At 50.1% G+C, this 18,809-nt stretch carries 16 protein-coding genes; all 16 read right to left on the bottom strand.

The features are described 5' to 3' along the window. Positions 1-66 precede the first annotated feature (66 nt). The 16 genes from HUJ21_RS20720 to HUJ21_RS20645 all read right to left on the bottom strand — a co-directional run bounded on the left by HUJ21_RS20720 (position 67) and on the right by HUJ21_RS20645 (position 18,809). Positions 67-498, bottom strand: coding sequence for a hypothetical protein (locus tag HUJ21_RS20720; protein WP_291372516.1), 432 nt, complete (start codon positions 496-498; stop codon positions 67-69). Continuing rightward, the gene (locus HUJ21_RS20715) at positions 495-1,412 is read right to left on the bottom strand and encodes a hypothetical protein (protein WP_291372514.1); all 918 of its coding nucleotides are present in this window, start codon (positions 1,410-1,412) and stop codon (positions 495-497) included. Before HUJ21_RS20715 ends, HUJ21_RS20720 begins: the two co-directional genes overlap by 4 nt. Beyond that, on the bottom strand, positions 1,409-2,428 hold the full coding sequence (locus HUJ21_RS20710; RefSeq protein WP_291372512.1) for a DUF6712 family protein: 1,020 nt from the start codon (positions 2,426-2,428) through the stop codon (positions 1,409-1,411). Before HUJ21_RS20710 ends, HUJ21_RS20715 begins: the two co-directional genes overlap by 4 nt. Positions 2,429-2,430: 2 nt before the next feature. Then, positions 2,431-3,810: a hypothetical protein gene (locus HUJ21_RS20705; protein WP_291372510.1), complete on the bottom strand. Its 1,380-nt coding sequence runs from the start codon at positions 3,808-3,810 to the stop codon at positions 2,431-2,433. Beyond that, a complete protein-coding gene (locus tag HUJ21_RS20700; protein ID WP_291372509.1) occupies positions 3,807-4,088 on the bottom strand; it encodes a hypothetical protein in 282 nt (93 codons plus the stop codon). The genes HUJ21_RS20705 and HUJ21_RS20700 overlap by 4 nt, the downstream gene beginning before the upstream one ends. Positions 4,089-4,633: 545 nt before the next feature. Further along, positions 4,634-6,385: a hypothetical protein gene (locus tag HUJ21_RS20695; protein ID WP_291372508.1), complete on the bottom strand. Its 1,752-nt coding sequence runs from the start codon at positions 6,383-6,385 to the stop codon at positions 4,634-4,636. Next, positions 6,354-7,283 (bottom strand): hypothetical protein, encoded by a 930-nt coding sequence (locus HUJ21_RS20690; RefSeq protein ID WP_291372506.1) that lies wholly within the window; start codon positions 7,281-7,283, stop codon positions 6,354-6,356. Before HUJ21_RS20690 ends, HUJ21_RS20695 begins: the two co-directional genes overlap by 32 nt. Before the next feature lie 44 nt (positions 7,284-7,327). Then, positions 7,328-7,564 (bottom strand): hypothetical protein, encoded by a 237-nt coding sequence (locus tag HUJ21_RS20685; protein ID WP_291372505.1) that lies wholly within the window; start codon positions 7,562-7,564, stop codon positions 7,328-7,330. 258 nt (positions 7,565-7,822) lie between these two features. Then, positions 7,823-8,410, bottom strand: a complete 588-nt coding sequence (locus HUJ21_RS20680; RefSeq protein WP_291372503.1) for a hypothetical protein — start codon at positions 8,408-8,410, stop codon at positions 7,823-7,825. Then, complete coding sequence (locus HUJ21_RS20675; RefSeq protein ID WP_291372502.1) at positions 8,407-9,084, bottom strand: hypothetical protein; 678 nt, start codon at positions 9,082-9,084, stop codon at positions 8,407-8,409. Before HUJ21_RS20675 ends, HUJ21_RS20680 begins: the two co-directional genes overlap by 4 nt. A 55-nt stretch (positions 9,085-9,139) precedes the next feature. After that, entirely contained in the window at positions 9,140-10,081 is a 942-nt protein-coding gene (locus tag HUJ21_RS20670) for a hypothetical protein (RefSeq protein ID WP_291372500.1), read from the bottom strand. Between the two features lie 75 nt (positions 10,082-10,156). Further along, complete coding sequence (locus HUJ21_RS20665; protein ID WP_291372498.1) at positions 10,157-10,720, bottom strand: hypothetical protein; 564 nt, start codon at positions 10,718-10,720, stop codon at positions 10,157-10,159. A 15-nt stretch (positions 10,721-10,735) separates the two neighbouring features. Next, the gene (locus tag HUJ21_RS20660) at positions 10,736-12,076 is read right to left on the bottom strand and encodes a hypothetical protein (protein ID WP_291372496.1); all 1,341 of its coding nucleotides are present in this window, start codon (positions 12,074-12,076) and stop codon (positions 10,736-10,738) included. 242 nt (positions 12,077-12,318) lie between these two features. Beyond that, a complete protein-coding gene (locus tag HUJ21_RS20655) occupies positions 12,319-13,260 on the bottom strand; it encodes a S49 family peptidase (protein WP_291372494.1) in 942 nt (313 codons plus the stop codon). A 61-nt stretch (positions 13,261-13,321) separates the two neighbouring features. Continuing rightward, positions 13,322-16,951, bottom strand: a complete 3,630-nt coding sequence (locus HUJ21_RS20650; RefSeq protein WP_291372493.1) for a right-handed parallel beta-helix repeat-containing protein — start codon at positions 16,949-16,951, stop codon at positions 13,322-13,324. A gap of 1 nt (position 16,952) precedes the next feature. Then, positions 16,953-18,809, bottom strand: coding sequence for a hypothetical protein (locus HUJ21_RS20645; RefSeq protein WP_291372491.1), 1,857 nt, complete (start codon positions 18,807-18,809; stop codon positions 16,953-16,955).

The raw sequence follows: 18,809 nt of genomic DNA, 5'->3' as shown, positions 1-18,809 counted from the left end.
ACCTTATTACATTTTGGACAGGACTCGATTACCACCCGTCCATCAAAGGCACTTCTCTCCCTGGTGCTAGAAACTGAGCAACATGGACCAGCCATTCCAGCCCCCGAAGATGTTGTATTCGGGATCGATGCTGATGCTCTCTGCCTGCAGTCGCCAGAAATGTCCGCAACCCTCTTCATAACTTTCGAATATTTCATTTCTGATGGCTAGAATAATTTCCTGTGTTTGCTCATACTGGTTCAGCTCTTCTTCCTTCAGCTGTCCGGTCCAGCCTTTCGATATTACAAACAGGTAGGTACTGTTATCATCCACCAGGCTGGAAGGATCACGCCCGGAGGCATTGGCCGAGGGAATTACGGCCACCAGCTGAATCCCCCGCTCATCTTTCAGGGAATGAATGGCATGATTGTCCTGTGCCACTAGGTGATGGCCTTCTAGTGCCGGAAGGGTAGCGACCCATTCCACACAAAGGGCGTTAAAATCCTTGATTCCTATCATTTCTTTTTGAGTTTGCGCTTCATTTCCCGGTTCTGATCATCGCAGTCTTTCATATACAGCAGCACATCAAAGAGTCCCATTTTGTCGGTTTTTTCGACATCTCCAAATGGGCCTTCCTTGGCCACGTTGTGCAGGACAGAAACCCAGCCATTGCCACGGCTCCGGCGCTCATCACCGGAGCCACCGCCAAACAGACTGGAAAAATTCACTTCCACCCCTCCCAGAACCAGCGTTTCTTTCTGGATATAGCCAATCAGGTAGCTAAACCAGAGCAGGATGGCAGTCTGGATTACATGCCCTACCTGGGCGGTGTATTGGGCGTTGATGGGGAGCCTGGACCGGTTAAATGGCTCACGGCGGAATCCGTCAAAGTCTTCCCGCTGGGAGAGCTCCGCATATCCAGTACGCTCCGGTCGATACAGGCAAGCCAGAAACCGGCACATGCATTCGACTTCCCGGGATTCGAAGTACTCGTTCATTTCCTCCAGTGCTGCCCGGAATTCCCCAAAGGTCAGGTCTGCCAGAAGATGACCAGGCCCGTACAGCTTGACTTTCCCTGCCCGGATCACAGGGAAGTGATTGAATACCGTTTCATAACAGATTTCAAGCTCCTCCTTTTCATTTTTCCGGAACACAAAGCCGCAAAGTGTTTCGGCCAGCAGCCAGGCCCTGCTTTGCTTTTCCATGCGTTGCTCCTCACTCATGATCCGCTCCATGGCCACACTTTTGTAATCCCGCTGTATATCGGCAAGGTGATAGAAGCAGCGCACCAGTGCTTCCTCTGTCCTGATCACCCCGGCACTGGCAAGTACTGCCTGCTTTAAGCAGTAAAGCCGCTGTGTCTGATCCATTTCGTCCCAGTGGGAGGGAATTTCGATATGAATGGATTTTTCAGGAAGTTCCAGCGTATTCATGTGCGAAAAAATTTATTGCTTTCCTCATTCTCCGGCAATAGTGGATAGGTACCGGATTCCGGATCTGCCCGCTGCAACCAGCGCCGAACATCATCCAATACCTCTGCAGCATCCTCTTGCAATCGCTTCGCATGCCAGCTGATCACCTCCGGCAATGCTCCGGTACTGGCTGCCCGGCTTTGCATGTTGCTTTTAAACTGCTGCACCACGCCTTCCGGTAGCACCTGTAGGCTGAGCCGTTTCACAGCCATCACCATTACCAGGAGCGGGATGGCTTTCTGTACCAGGCCCAACAATTCCTCCAGATCCGGATCCCCATCTGCAGATGGAATTCCGGAACTGCCGGAGCCGCTGCCAGTCGTTCCCTCCAGGTGATAGCTTAACAATTCCGAATATTTCACTCCCAGCGCTTTCCTGATGGCCCGTTCCTGCACTTCCCGTATCCAGGGAAGCACCATATAGTAAAACCGTGGGCTGGCATCAATGGGATAGGCATCCTGAAAGATCGCCTCGTTGTGGACAAAGAGCCGCCTGGCGGTTTTACGGTTTTCGCTATCCATCCATTCAGGTAAGGCCTTTTCTTCCAGCCATGCGAGTAACAGATCCGTGGTCTGATGGGCTTTGCGAAGCTGCGCCTCATCATCCCGGTCCAGCATCCATTCCCAGGGCATTTTTTCATTTTCCGGATCCAGCTTCACTTTCCGACCGGCATCCTCATGAGACACCAGATTGGATTGGTAATAGTTGAAGGTCGTCCGGTAGGCAATGGGGATCTGCAGCAGTAGGACCAGTTGGTCATTCAGTGCCTGGGCTTCGTCCGGATCAGCCGACTGGTAATTCTCACTTCGGTAGTGATCATGCGCCCGATCATAGACCGCCTGCCCTACCAGCTTGGTGATTTCCGATTCAGCCAGCATCACATCCGTGGCTACCCTCTCAAATTTATTATTGGCATAGTAGGATCCGGTCCGGTCCCTGAGCTCCACGGCTCCCTTATTGTCTTTGTTGAATAGCATGGTTAGGCGGGGTTTTCAGCATTGTTTACTAATCGCTCGTTTGGCGCCACATCTTCTTCCTTCATCACAGAATGATGGTAGAAGCCCATTCGCAGCTTTTTGCCCTTAAAATTGGCCGCTATTGCCTGATTGATGGGTTCAAATACCACTTCCTCGGGAAGCGTGGTATCGGATGCCATGTACAGCTTCAGCGCATACAGCATTTGAGATCCACTGCTCAGCTGCCCGTTTACAATGATATTGGAAAGGGAAGGATGCAAGCCCATTCCCGAGGTGGTGGCCGAATCGGCCTTTTCGCCGATCTTTACCTGGCTTTCGACAAAATCCTTGATCTTTTGGTCGATGGCTTCCACCTTCCATTCGTTTTTGTTACCGTCTTCATCGTAGAAGTCCACTGTCTCGATGAACTTCCCGGCGTTCCGCTTGCCGGTTAGTACCCGGGCCATTTTCTGGAAGGTTTGGTCCTTCAGTTCTTCCACCCGCTTGTCGCGCTGGGCATCGGTCTCGCCCGGATGCATCTTTTCGATTTTCTCTTCCTTGGCCTCCCAGTATCCTGCAGGGCTGTGGATATGGTAGGCAGAGGTGATCCCGTTTTCACTCAGGTATTTTAACACCTCCGGAATATCGGAGCTGCGCATGATCCAGTTCAGAGAACCGTAGTAGCTGGGTACGCTGTAGAAGTTCCGGCCAAAGCTGTATTTGTTATGGTAAGCGATGGAAATCCCATGCCTAAAGGGATTCCATGGATCATGTACGGGGTAGCCGGTCATGCCGGTATGCAGGCAGTGGTTCTGAAAATCACCCACCCAGATACGCTTTACGGATTCCAGTCGCTTGGGCCCCTTTTCCGGCCATTCCAGACGGGCATCCGTGCCCGGTACCACTTCCAGGTACTTGATCATACCGGGGCCACCTATGCGGGGAGCTCTGTTCCTTACCCGCTTCACATACACACCCTTCATGTACTTGTACTCCACCGTGGCCATGTCGATATAACGCTTATAATCCCAGCTGTCCAGCCATGCCTGAATCTCCGGATCTTCCACGTATTCCCGGCTGACCTTTCCTTCCTCGTACTTCACCTGGTACAGCTGGGGGCCATCCCCATAGAGCAGGCCCATTTCCCGTTCCAGGATGCCTGGTGCCAGGTTGTTTTTGTCCATGATGTCCCGGATGATCACGGGCAGGTCATTGTTCAGGCCATGCGGTACCAGCTTCACCCCACCAATCAGGGCGGGATCCGCTTCCCAGTCAACTGTCCGGGAAAGCCCGGCAAATTCGTCAAAATGGGCAAAGGGATTGTTTCCCATCACAAAAGCTCCGGCATCGGTATTCGCCACACGGGATTTGCCTATTTTCTCAATGGATTTGGTTTCGCTCATAGCAAGGTGGTTTTTTGTCCATTAAAGGTCATCAGCGTGGGTATGTAGAATCGCCGCTGCTCCAGGGTGTCCAGGTCGGTATAGGGTTCCAGAAGTTCCCCGTTCAAAAAGTCCGCATCCCGGCTCCTGCGACGCAGCCTGGCCCGGCGCACTTCCACAATGCCTTCGGTTTCCTGTTTAGATTCGGAATACGACATAAAGGAGAAGGAAACCTCCTGCCCCCGGGCAGAACGTGTCCGCATCTCTGAAATGGCTTCGTAAACGGTTAATTGACCCATGCGACTAATTTCGCATGGTAATGGGAGGGGGAAAAGGACATTACTCAGCTTTATTATGTATATTCAATCTTACTTTCACAAATGTGTATATGAGTATGACAATAAACCCTTTTGCATGGCTAAATGATCTTATGGAAATCTGGGAGAAACTGGTTAATTATTCCAAAAATTATAAGGATTCCAAATGCAGGTTATCAATAATACCCATCCAGGCGGAAAAACCTTTTACCAATAAAAATTCACTTTCTGCTTTTTTGATTAAATTAGATATTTCAAATGATTGTGACCGAGACATTCAGATCATTGATGCATATTTGAAAATTTCCGGGGAAAAGACCTTACGGTAAATCAATCAAATACTCAAAACCTTTTTAAGCATTTCAAATCAAAATGCTATAAAGAACCTGCACAAATAACCTTCAAAAATGAACCTAGTTTAAGAGATTCCTTAAGGAATAAGAGCGTAGAAGTTGTACTAGTTGATAGAAATCGCAAAAAACACTGTAGTCAGCCGCTGAGCATTTCAATATCTTCAAATTAAAATTTCACCCCCTGACACTCGCATCTCCCACTTCAGGTTTCCGTGCTCCCCTTACATGTCGCCTCCAGGTCTTGCGCATCATCAGGTATTTGAAGCTGTCAGAGGGGTTGGTACTCTCCAGGGGAAGACGGTGGATGGGCAGCTTTTCGCTATTTTTGTCTTTCGCTACAATATTACGGCCCCGTTCCGTGCGCTTTTTCGTTTTGGCCAGCTGCAGGGAGCAGCGCAGCGGCTTGCAATGGAAGTAATCGATCAGCACCCGCGGCAGCTTCCGGTTGTGCTCCTGGAAAAGCTCCTGCATAAAGTTGTACTCTTCATTTTGGCCAATATTCCCCTGGCCTTCACTCATCAGGATCACTTTCCAGCCGGTACGGTTGCCGTCTCCATCCACTTCCAAGGCTTTCTTTAGTTGCGTGGCCAGGTCCTGACCGGCCTTTTTGTAGTTGTTGGCCGCCCGATCGTAATACAGATGAATTGTCTTTTCCCGATGGGGCTTGTAAAAGGCCAGAAACTTATCGGCCAGCTCCCGGATCCATTCCGGGCTGAGGGTATAGATAAATTTGCTTACCCGGTAGTACTTACCGATTTCCTGCGCCAGGGTCATGGAGTGCATGTTGCCAAAATCAAGACCCATGTCAATGGCTTTGCTCCGGTCATGGTATTTCAGGATCCGGCAGTCTTCCTCGTCCTGCAGGCCGAATCGCATTTCCCAATCCGGAGCTGAGCCATCCTGATAGAAGTGCCGCTCGCCCAGGTTGGCATAAAAAAGCTCGCCTGTCTCCGGAGAAGGCTTCAGGCTGAGCACCGTGGTTTTGGCATCGATAAAGTCATCATTGAAAGCATCCTCAAACCATTCGGATGTCAGGATATCCACATTGACGTACGAGCTGGCAATGTAAAACATACTGTGGGCATCCTTCACCAGGCGGGTAGCGGTCCAGCGTTCCACCCATCGCTGCCAGGTGCGTTTCTTGCTAATAATTTCCTCGGGATTCCCTTCCTCACAGGCGGCGTAGTATTCGCCCAGGGCTTCATTCACCACAAAGGCCGTCCTTAGCACTCGCAGCAATGCGGCGGTGTTCATCCGGTTTCCACGCTCGAGCACCCAGTCGTATTCTCCCACCTGGTCTACATTGGGCATATCTGTGGTAAAGGTATGGCCCCGATAAAATACCGAATGCCCATACTTTACCCGCATGCCCCGGATGGCCTTCTGCAGGTTCAGAATCCGCTCCTTGCGGAAGTATTTGACCTCATCGCCAAACACATGCACATAGTTACCACCGGCCAGAGAAGCCGGGCGGTCCAGGCTGCCAAAGGTGATGTTAAAACCGGTAAAGAAAACGATGGTATGCCGATAGGAACCAATCTCATTGTAAGGCTTCCAGAAATGTTCCTTTAGCTCCAGAGGCAGGTCGGGCCTTTCTTTCTGGGGGATCTCTGGCGGCCGCTTGCCAATCACATAGTGAACGCCCTCAACCATGCCTTTAGCGGTCAATCCTTCTTTGACGGTCCGAAGCACGTTTTTCTGCAGGTTGCTGTAGGTATCGGCCACCCAGGCCACCGGCGCACCGGGCAGGTCATAGACCATTTCCAGCAGGCGTTCCACCTGGATATCGGTAGTCTTGGCAGAGCCACGACCCGCGACCATGTAAAGGGATTTGGGAAGGATCATCATGCAGAGCTGGGAGAGCCAGTTGGCAAAGACCCGATCTAGCCCCTGGCTATTCTCCTTTGGCTTCTTTCTCCAGCTCATTGAATCGGTCTTCGAGTTTGATATTTTCCAGGCTGGCTTCCTGCTTCAGCCGGGCCTTTTCCCGCTCGGGGATCTCCAATGCTTCGATCTGATTGGCCAGTTCCTGCCGGTTAATGGTGGGCAGTCCCACGCTGGCAGGATCCAGGGAGTAATAGCGCAGGGGCTTGAGGTAAATTTCCTTGTCCAGCTTTTCCGGATCAGGCTTGTCCAGTTCCCGCATGCGGGCAGCCTTATCAATAAGGTTGCCATACACTTCCCAATCTTTGGATGACTCCGCATTGTCCCGAACGATCAGCGCCGCTTCGTCCAGTTGATCCGCATACATATTCCGCAGGGCTTTCTTTTCAATATTCCGATCGGTGTAAAACAAGGTCACTGCTTCATCATACATTTCCGATGCCCGACGGTATTGTAAGTTCCAGGGTTCCCTTGTAAAAAACTTAATGGTATTTCGCCTCCCATACTTCCGGCTCATGGAGTTGATCAGGGTCAGTGCATCCAGATAAATGGCTTCCTCCGTGCTCAGCTCATTGATGCTGCCGCCCTGTATATAATCCTCGAGTTTTCGCAATAGCTTCTTATCGATGGCCCCGCCAAAGATATCCAGCTTCGAAAGCTCCCAACTTCTGGATCTCCGGATTTTCCCCAGTTGCTGGGAGGCAGTGACGTTGCCTTTTTCGGCATCTCCCAGCAAGGCCATTTGTTCTTTGGCCACGGACATGAGCTGGCCCCGCTTGATATGGTAGTGGACTTTGCTTTCCACATCCAATGCAGCCTGGACAAAAAAGTATTTGTCCACATCGAAGTAAACAGCCATTTCCTCAGGGCTGTAGCCTAGAGCTGCCAGGCTTTCCAATTCGGCTATGCGTTCATCGTCCAGGGGTAAACTAAGGTTCATACCCAAAAATAAATGTCCTTCCCCAGCCAGGGAAGGACATTCGATCACGGCATTTCTTTTTGCATCAACTCCGAACACTTCCGGAGTACCTCCATAAGCAGTAACATTTGTTCTACTTCCTCTCTGCTGATGTGATCCTGAAGGAGTGGAAGCAGATTTCTCAGGGCGCAAATCTTGCCGAGAATAAACAGATAAGGGAGAAAGGTTTTCTCAAACTTGTAAAATAATTCCAGTTGTTCTCCCAGTACCAACAACTTTGCTTGACGACAATTTTCGGTCATGATAAAAATTTAATGCAAGGCTCCAATACCCCAGTCCTCGGTAAATATGGGTATCTGGAAACCTCTGGTTAAGCCTATATTCTTTACCGCAGACTGTGTTAATTGATTGGGTCAAAATTCCGTATATTTCTAGTTATAAACAACGTTTTTATGTATTTATTTTACATTATTATAAGTTTTAATTTAATTAATATAATATTTAATTTAGAAAATTACCTTTTATAAATAATGGTTTATATGATGAACCGATTTAGTTTTTCACATTTCCAGGTTCATCAGACAGTTGCTTCTGAACTCAAAAAGTTGCTGATCATTTACAAATACATATTGCTCATGCATGGCATTTTCTGAAAAGTTACCACTACCCTCGATCACAAAGTAATTTCCCTGGCTCCGGATCAGGGTCACTTTGCTGTGGTTCCAGCAATAGCAAACCTCGAAATTTCGTTCCTTGCGCTGCAGCTCAATCAGATCAAAAACCTTTGGCATCCGGTGTTTGACTGACTCGGAAATTGACATGCGGATTTTCCGGATGCTCCCTTTATCGTACCAGCGCAATAGACTGGACAGGATCCGTTCATTGATGGAATAGGTGCTGAAGGTCAGTTCGTCAATCTCTCCGCAATGTTTGATGATGTAGGTGATGAATGTAAAAGCATTGAAGCTCTTCAGGGTGTAGAGAAAAATGGCTTCGCCTGGTTCCGGAAGATTCCCCATCAGGTTTTTGAGAGAAGAGATTTTGGCCAGGTGCTTGCTTTCAAATTTAGTTCTATGGATCTCAGCTTTATCTGCTTTGCCTGCTGGTTCCCTTTCAGGGGCGATTTCCTTCAGATCAAATAGCTTCATGCCATTCTTTCGATTAGCCGTTTCACTTCCTTCAGCTGCCTTCTTTTGATCCGAAGCCGTCGCTCCCTATCCGCCTGCAGGTGGGGCTTTTTATTTTTGCGCAGCTCATCCTCGATGCGCCAGATATTGTGTTCCAGGCGTTCCTCCATCTTTACCAAATCTATGGGGCCCAGCTTCCGGAGTTTTTCCAGTTCCTTCATCTCCCGGAATACCGGATGCTTGCCGAGTACGTGGCCATGATCCCGGTAGTGGACAAATTCGGCGATGATGGCCCGGTTTTCCTTGTAGTTTTCCATAAGTATTTTTACGGTGGCCCACTGCTCTTCCCGGGAGGTACAATCAAAGAGCTGCTCATGAGCACGAACGTAGTTCCAGTAGGCGGTGATCTTATCTGCCGCCAGGACTTTCAGTTCGGCAGGGCAGGCAGGATCAGATAGAAAAGGCCAGTTTTCCCGAAAGCTTCCTTTTGCCTCCCGGATCCGGCGCACTTCTGCCAGGCTGATCCCTGTCCTGGCGGCCAGCTCCCTGATCAGGATGGGATAGGCCACCTGATGATTGTACCGGGCCAGGCGAACAAAGGGATGATCCTGCCCGCTATCCATGGCAAAAAGCCGGAGCCCCTCATCCAGAGGAGCACCGGCCTTTAGCCAGGTGTATACCTTGACTTTATCCATAGGTAAATTAATGTGCGTGAAATGCTAATTAAATGGCGTTTTATGCAAATCAGATCTACTTCTCAAACCGGCACTTTTCAGGAAAGAGCTCCTTAAGCTTTGGCTCCAGGACTTTCCATCCGGAATCATTGTTATTGATCCACTTGCGGCTTGCCAGTACCTTATCCAGGATGCGGGGATCCGGATTGGGACGGTAGACCGAGGCAATGATGGAACCTCTGCCGTCATTCTGGGTAATGATGGGCCGGTGATCCCTGAAAAACATATTGGCATACAAAGTATAGACCAGCTGACCTTCTTTGTCACATTCAAAATCTTCAATGATCTTACTCAGTCCCTGCTTTTCTACGATGACCGGCGTATGGGTAGCATAGTCATACGGTGCAGCTATTCCCTGCTTTTTCAGGGCTTCCAGCGTTCGTTTGGCATTCTCCTGATAGACTCCGTTCGCTTTGCCCCGGTTGGCCAGCAGGCCGTGGCTTTTCAGGGTAATGATATCGGCAAGCTCCACCGGGCAGAGGGTATAGATATCGTCATTGGTCCAGACAAATACATTCGGCACCAGGTCGGATGCAATGGCCGCCATCATCTTATGCGCCACATCCACCTGGGGGTTTTTGCTTTGGGGCTTGTGGGGGATATGTTCCAGATCTTTGCCTGCCCAGGCGGGTTTATCTCCTATGATGACGATTCGGATACCGGGCATGCTCTTTTCCCAGGCCCGGACGGCATAGCGGAGTTCATCTCCTTTGGCTTTCTCTGCCAGGTAAGGGATCACGATGCAGATGGGATCTGACTTGGTTTTCGCTTCCTCTTCTTTGGCCGGTTGAGCGGCAGCCTCCATAGCTGGGGCCGGACTTTCGTCCTCATCCGTTTTTGCATCGGCACTTTCCGCAGTTTCTGCAGCTTCCTTTTTGCTCACCGCCTTTTTTTTAGTGGAAGTTTCGTTTTTCTGGACATACTTCCCGGATTCCTGCGTTTTTGTTTCTTTTTTCATGATGGTATGGGGTTAAATGAAAAACCCTCCGTCCGGAGATCCGGGCCGGAGGGCGTTGAACATGGATTCAATTGATTAGATACCGCCGCCGGCAGATCCACTGCCGATCACTGGCGGATCATATACAGGGGGATCTTCGTCCCTGTAATGGATCATCTTATTAGCGGACCGCTGCCCGCTGACAAAAGTCAGGGTACTATTGATACCTTCCTGATTGTCCTGAGCTTCCACACTCATGAAGAGCGGATTACAGGGCGTTCCCTGCAGACGGGTCCCTTTGGCATCACCACATTCTTTGGTGATGATGATAAATCCCTCATTCAGGTGCTCCTGCAGCCAGGCGGCGAAGTGCTCATCGTCACCTGGTCGCTGACACTCTAAGTTGCTAAGCCATCCTGCCATCTCTTCGCTGGCTTCCCCCTCAGAGGAGTCAAAGCGATTGATGGACTTGGGATTCATGTACACGGCCATGGCTTTCTTCCCCTCTTTGAGGGTGATGGGAGAGGTAGAGACCACCCCATCTTTCACAGGCATGGCCTGCACATCTTCGGAAAGCATAAAAAGCACATTCGGTTCTTTGGGCTTGGGAGCACCTGCCCCCAGCCTGATTTTTGGTATGGATACTTTTACGTATGTCATGATTTACCTCCTTTTTTAGATACCGCCGCCGGCGCTAGCACTTCCAAAATCAGTCACAGACTTGGTGAGGTCTGTGCCCTTAAACTGCTGATAAGTGTCATGTGCACCATATACACTGGTGATCAGCGCATGCGGATCATAGTTCGCAGGGCAGAAGGCAAATACCGCCTCCCCATAATCAAAGCCGGCACCCATCCAGTACTCACCGAAGATCCTGGCTTCATAGTCCTGCTTTTGAATATCATTGATCACATTTGGAGCGCCATTGATATGGCGAAGCTTCACCATATTGGCCTTAGGAGTAGCGAACAGAATGGGCGATCCATACATGCCGTCCATCTCAGTGAGGACATGACGGCTGTAGTCTATCCGGTCGCTGCCAAACTCGTGGTTTTCCGTACCGGAGCCGGTACCCCACTTGTTTTTATATGCTTCCCTGTACCGCATGCGCAGCTCGTAGGAGCAACCTACATTCATCGGCATGGTTCGGAATACCGGGGCCATCCACTTGAAGAAGTTGGCGAAGAAGTCCAATACCTCTTGATCCGTCGCGGTCTTGTAATCAAAACCTTCCCCGTCAAAGAACCGGATATTGTCCGGATTACCACCGGTGCGGTTATTGGCAAGGATGGTTTCGACACCGTCCATAGATTTCTCCGGAGCCTGTCCGGCATCACCGGCATTCACATTGGCAGGATTCAGCTCCTCAAACTTTCCTTTCCAGATCATCCTCAGCTCGAGGTCTTGCATCAGCTGGGGATAGATCAGTTTTTGCCAGATGTAGTAGAAGATCGGCATCTGATCAATGGCCAGATTTTCCCGGTACATGTCAAAGATGTAGGAGGTCAGCACCTCGGAAGGAATGATCGGGACGTTGATCTTGTGCCTTCTGTTCTGGATTTTCAGGGGCCTGAACTGGCTTTTGCCGCTTGGGGTCCACTTGTTCACGTACTGCTGCGAAACAGAGGTGATCAGTGCCTGAACGGCGCGCCTTTCGGTCACTGCCGGTACTTCGGTGAAGTGCTTTGCACTGGTAAATCCCTGAAAGATGGTATCCAGCATAGCAAAGTTATTCGGTCCCTGACTCAGATAGGTACCAAACTCCTGCATCAAATCATCCACATCGATGGTAGCACCTGCTGCCAGGTAGCCGCTTTTCATGAATGCGGTCAAAGCCTTGTAATGCGGCTTGGAAGCGTCCACTTTCAGAATCGTTTTCACGCCCTCTTTTCGGGGCATACCTACAGCATCAGGCTTTGGCTCAGGTTCGGGAGAGGAACTCAGCTGCGCGATACTCGCCTGCAGCGTTTCCTTATCCTTGGTAGCCTGGTCCAGTTTTGCCTGCAGCTGTCGCAATTGCTCCTCGTTCTGCGAGGCATTGTGGGAAGTGATGGCATCGATCAGCGGCTGCGGATCGGCACTGGCTTCCTTCATGGCCTCCTTGAACTTGTCAACGAACGGTTGACCGAGCACATCGGCGAGCTTTTTCCCTTCCTCTTCGGTAAGAGTAAGCTGGCCGGACTCGTCCTTGGAGAACTCCTTGAGTCCGAGAAGGCCGAGTACAATGGCTTGCATTTTTTTGAACATCGGATAAAAGTTTATATGAATTGTTTTGCGTGAGACTTAGCTATGGCGATTTCCACCGCCGTGGTGCAGGTGCCTACCCGGTCTATCAGGCCTACTGACAGGGCTTCATCGGCAAAGTAAGTTTTGCCGTTCAGGATACCTTTTGCCTGGGTATTGAGCTTTCCAGCCCTGTTGGTTTTTACCGTCTTCTGGAAGCCCCTGGCCAAAGGATCCAGTTCTTCCTCCCGGATCAGCTCGTACTTGCCTTCCATGGCTAGCTCAAAAGGCTTGTTTTTCTCGCTGCTTTCGTTGCTGTAGATGTGGTGGAAGTTGATTCCCTTTTCCTCGTAGTAGGCTTTCATGTTGACCAGGCTCATCATCACCCCGATGGATCCAACCTCTGCGCTGATGCCGTTATCTGCCACGATGTAGTCGGCCTCTGAAGCTATCCAGTAGGCAGCCGAGCAGGCCATATCTACCGAAGCCACCACAGGCTTTCCCGTAGCTTTGGCCAGGTGCGTGACATCCACCAGGGGAGCCACGGCATCCACGGCACCGCCTCCGGAGTCAATGTCCAGGACGATGGCACCAATGTTTTTGTGAGTGACAGCATCTTTCATAAAAGAAGCTATCTCGGTAGTGCCGTATTCGCACATGGTGCCGTATTTCATCATGTTGCCTTTTACCGGAATGATGGCCACCGAACCTTCCGGCGCACCGTCATAGGGAGAACCAGTATCCTCTTCGGCTTCTTCATCGTCTTCGTCAAAAAGCAGGGCACTGCGGACCAGCCCGGAAGCAGATACAGACTGCAGCTTAAGGGATCTGCGCTGCCTGGAATGTCGATCAGTGCGATTGATGATATCTGCAGCCTGGAAACCCAGACCCAGAGCTAATTCCGGACGAAGGAAAAACTTCCCCTTGAGAAGCTGGGACATAAGAAGAAACTGCCAGTTACCTGCGAGACGTGTCATAGTAGTTTTACTTTGATACAAGTTTACCATGAGCCCCGCAAGGGGAAAAGGACAGCGGAAATCAGAGAAATAGAGAGGATCTGGCAATCCGCTCCTGTTCGGTAAGGGTTCCGGAATGGTATGCTGCAGCAAGGAGCTTATCTGAACTCTGGCTGCTCAGGATTAAGTCAGCCGATGGGGTCACTGCTTCCTCCCCGATATACAGCCCATCGATATACGTCCGCACGGTCCCGGCTCCCGGATCCACATAGCGAAGGATGCCCTGGCCGTTTCGGATTTCGAATAGGGAATAGGGAGCGGCGGTATTGATCAGGCCAGTGGCCTGGAGAGTGTCGGCTGGGCGGGTGACGGGACCAGATGTGGTCTTGATGTATGTAGAATAGTTATGTGAAAATTTAGCACCCCAGAAATACATCCCCTCGCCGATTACCCCACTGGTTGGAGGCGCTAAGTACATAACAGAGAAATTTTCACTCATTTCAGAAGGACTGTTATAGTCCAAGCTTATTCTAAACCAGTTATTTATAAGGTTATCAATTCTTAAATTTTCAAAAGCTGGATTTGAAGTTGAGAAATTTCCAGTACCTAAATTAAAAGTACCTCCTCCTCCCGGAGCAGTGAAATCATTAATTATCACATACTGCTTGCTTTCTGGCATGTTTCCTATTTTTACAAATACGGAAAGGTTATATTTCCGTATTTCTGATTGTAAACTAGTGAAAACATATCCACCTGACTCTGAAAGCACATACTCTTGAAGAGAAGCATTATTAAGCCCGTCTGGTGAAACACCTTGATTCTCTAACACTTGTACTCTAGGATGTATAGTCCAAGGAGAACTGGTAAAGTTTTCGCTATTAGCTTTTAAAGCGGTGTCTTCGGCTTCAATCAATACACCTTCAAATTTCCCGATTAATGCTGGATCTGAAGCATACGTAAACCTGGGCCGATCATTTGGCATCTCCGTCTCCAGCAGCCCATCCTTATCAAACCGGCTACCATTCCCCCCACCGGAAACAACCAGATCCGGGCCAATCAAGCTATACAAAACGTTATCTTTATACGCCATTGGCACATTTACCATGTCCCAGGCAAAGGCAAGAATCCTGTCGGTTACTGGCTTGATGTCCATCAGGGAGGCACCCAGTATCCCATTATTTGCCTTTGCTCTGAGGTAGCTGTCATATACGGACTGCCCGTAGTGATCACCAGTACTTACCAGCCTCATCCCGACGATCAATCCGCCAGGCGTAGTGGGAACAGGCTCAGGATCAGCTTCTGAAACATACTCCAGGACAATCGATTCAAAGCCGGTAAGCGATATGGTATTTGTGTACTCCGTCCCGTTCACATCTTTCCACTTGCCAGGAATCGCAATATCCTCCGTACTGTCCTGGTCATTATAAAATACTTTCACATGGCTCTCCAGATCGGTATAGTCTGCAGCGACTTCCCTGAATTCAAAATCATCGATAAACAGGTCGCCCTGGTGGGCCTGCATTTCTATCAAAATGGCTCCATTGTCATCATCCGACAGGCCGCTAAGCAGGAATTCAAACTCCCGGACGGTATCATCAGCAATGGCGTATATTTCACTTCCCAATCTGTGATAGGGAGATCCTGTCTGCCTGGGATAAATGACAAGGGATTGGTGACCTCCCGGAGCCAGGGCCTTAAACCTGAGCACATATTTTTTGGCGAACTCTATAGTTCCTAGGTTCCTGAAGGATAGCTCTACCCTGGTCGTATTGGCACTGGCTGATACGATGCTACATTTTAATGATCCTGTCCCGTTGATTTTGGAGGTGGAATCATGGGTGGCCGAGGCGGTACCGTTGGCATGGTAAATGGAAACGCTAGTCACTCCGCTTTCGAAATCACTATTGCCCGGAAATTTATTGGCTCCTTCTGCTGCGATGGTGTACTCAGGAAGGTTGAGGTACTTCACTGTGGAATTTACATCGTGCCCGAGGGCCTGCCATTGGGCAAAAGTAAGGTTATCGTAAATGGTTTTCCCACCGGATACATACCGGGTGGCGAATACAATCTGCTGGCCACAGCAGACGATATAATGGTTATTGTCTACCAGGCTCAAAAAGGTACTGATATTGTTCTCATCGCTGATCAGCCGGGCGGCCTGGTGGTTTTTGGATGTGATCACAAACACATTTCCTGTTACTTCATTGTCTGAGATGACACCGCCCAGGTTGTCTTGTGCAAAGAAATATCCCATATCGGCTGCATAGACAATATTGTTCCGGAACTGGATATTGTTCGAATTGTGATTGTAATACCCTGCGCACCGCGTGCGCACTATTCCGTTTTCTTCTATGAGAACATTCTCGGAATTGTCGTCAATATAGATCGAATATACCGCATCCCTGGCCCGGCTGCCACCATCAAAAAGCAGATTTCGTCTGACAATCCTGTTGGAGTAAAACGAAGCTCCTGGAGCACCTCCATAGGTGTATATGCCGGCCCCATCATGCTTGACCATGCAATAGCGCCGGAAAATGTTCTTTTCTACCAGCGCATCGTCTCCGTGAAATCTGATGCCCAGGTAGCCTATATCCTCAAAAAGGTTTAGCCTACAGACATACCCACCGTCAAGCTGGCTCCGGAAAAACAAGGCAGATCCTTTTCCATCACCGCTTCCGGAATAGCCCAGCCACATGCCGATGTTTCGGAAGATGTTCTCTTCGACTACCGTAAAATCCGAATCATTGATGATTTCGGCACCCTGATTCAAAATGTTTTCAAAGGTGACGTTCCTTACCTCCGAGTTTTTAGCAGTAGAAAGCTGCATGCCAATATTCGCCTGGTAGCGGATCAGCAGGTTCTGAAAAACATTATAAAAGGAGGATCCGGCCAGAAAACCGATATCGTGACTGCCCTGGAACACAATATTGTCAAAGGTATTGTAGTAGTTTCCAACCGCATTAACATTATTTGCCCTGACAGGCACATAGATGTCCAGCGTATCTGGATGAACAGTGGAGTAAATGATGTATTTCTTGGCAGAAGGGCTATACATCCAGTCACCATCGGCCTGAAGTGCCTCGATGGCATTCTCAATGTAATACTGCCCCCTGGTGCCGGTATATCCCGATGCCTGGGCAACGGTCAGCACATTGCCGCTTCTGCCGGAAATGTAGCTCTTGTCGTGGATCCAGTCGTTCTTCTCCACAAAGGCCACTACCTCACCACCGCTGTAGTCGATATTGGGTAAATTGGAAGCCTCTAAAGTGGTTGTTCCGGCACTGATGTACTGCAAAGTATCGTTGGGAGGTGCACTCCCTATAGCAGGGAGTCTTCCTTTCATTTTGGGTACTCCGTTGTACAATAAAAAGAGGGAGTCTACAAAACCATTATCCTGAAGCTCGTAAATATTTCCCGATACCAGTGTCCACCCGGTCAGCTTCTTCATGCCGCTGATCACCGGGCGGTCCCCTGATCCGTAGGGCTGCAGCTGTATGGGGTCGGTCTGGGTTCCGTCATTCTGAGTAGGCAGGTTTAGGGTTTCTTCCCATTCAGATCCCCTGTCCAGGCGGACTGCATCAGCAGGCTCCAGTCCCTGTGCAGGTTCTGTCACATCACTATTCAGCTTGCCTACAGTCTCCCAGGCATTGGCGATGTCTAAACCTGTGAGCGAGTCATTGCCTCCGTTTTTGGATAGGTAGTATTCAGCCATTTTAGATATTGATTAATACCCTCTCTCCACTTTGACCGGTACCGATGATGACGAAAGGAATGTTGTTGATAATGCCCCCGGTGATCAGGGTGATCTCATTGGTCACTGGCGAATCGACTTCCTGCCAGTCGCCAGGTGCTCCGGTTCTGGACCGGAAGAGCCGGCCATCAGTGGCACCGACATACAGGTAATCCCCCACCGAAGCAATGGCCTTGACCGGAACGTCATCAAAACCATTCGAAATGCCATCAAAATTGGCTCCCTGGTCCTGGCTGCGCAGCAAGCGGTTATGTGACCCGGAAGCATTTGAGGTGACAAACATGTCTCCCTTGTGCGCACAGCCAAAGGCAGTGAAATGCCCGGTTTCGTTGGTGAGGGTGGATGGCTGGAATGTAGCACCGCCATCTGTACTGTATTGCACTTTATTAGTACCCAGGGGAGCCAACAGGGCAAAGCCCTCACCTGCACAGACCACCACCATATATTCGTTTTCGTCCGGGACAGTGCTCGCCAAAAAAGTAAGGCCGTCATCATCGCTGTACACAGCCTGAGGATGGCCGGTAGTCGTCGTTCTGCAGCAGATGACCCAATTGCCCTTTTTGTCTGTGGCAATATCGTAAGGCAGGGAATCGGCAGGAAGGGTAATATTGGTCCAGCTCTTCCCATGATCTGTACTTCTCTTGCACATATATGTACCGGAGCTGGTATTCCTTCCGGCGGTGATAATGGTACCATTCGCCTGGGCAATGGCATAATTGTCAAACCAACCGGTGGTAAAATCAAAGTAATGGATCAAATCACGGGATATAAATCCCTTGTCTCCGGAACTACCCCCCGAGCCGATGATAATGACAGCATCCTGCGTAGCAGTTCCTTTTCGAGGTGTAAAGTCATTGTTATACCTGGCCTCTCTAAATGAACTCATATCCCACAAAGCAGTGCCACTTCCCCGGGGATTGGCCTGTTCATAGTTATAAAAGTCCTCTGCGGTCATAAATCCCTTTACCCCTTCCGCAGGTGTGCTTACTGTTCTTACCTGAAAAGCCCCTGTCTCAGCATCATATTCAAAATGGTCCGGATTATAGGGTGAAGACTGGACAGCAGAGGCAGGAAGCTTTTCTGGTTCCTCGGTAATTGAGCTAAGCTTGGTAACAATATCTGCAGGTGTATCGGGAGAGCCATCTGCACCGGCCGGACCTTGCGGACCTTCCGGTCCGGTTTCTCCCTGGATCCCCTGGGGTCCCTGTGGACCTTCTGGCCCGGCAGGTCCCGTTTCGCCTTGGACCCCCTGGATTCCTTGTGGCCCTTCCGGTCCTGTTTCTCCCTGAATCCCTTGCGGACCCTGAGGGCCGGTATCCCCGGTATCTCCTTTGATGGCCAGCAGGTAATCTGCTTCTGTGCCTGTATTCCCCTGATCCAGCCATACTTCATAGGCGGAAAGCCCGTCATTTCCTTGTGGGCCGAGTGGACCCTGTGGACCTTCCGGACCCGTTTCACCTTGGATTCCCTGGATTCCTTGTGGGCCTTGAGGCCCGTCCGGGCCAACGGGGCCTGCCTCTCCCTGGATGCCCTGCGGTCCAGGATCGCCGGTGTCGCCCTTTTCACCTTTCAGACTATTGATAAAATCCTGTTCGGTACCGCTGTTGCCCAGGTCCAGCCATTCCTGGTAGGCAGATGGCCCCGGATCTCCCTGATCCCCTTTATCGCCTTTGGGAAGAGGGGAATCCTTGTTCCATTTGTTCATGATGATGTCATTGAACATGTTGGCCACCATCTGGGGATCGATGGTGTTTTCATCGGTCTGGCTGCCAATAACATTGGCTTTGGCTACTAACTGGCTGTCACTGAAGGCTGACAT

This window comes from Cyclobacterium sp. (assembly GCF_014762705.1).
Lineage (GTDB): Bacteria > Bacteroidota > Bacteroidia > Cytophagales > Cyclobacteriaceae > Cyclobacterium.
This window is presented reverse-complemented; position numbering and strand designations above follow the sequence as displayed.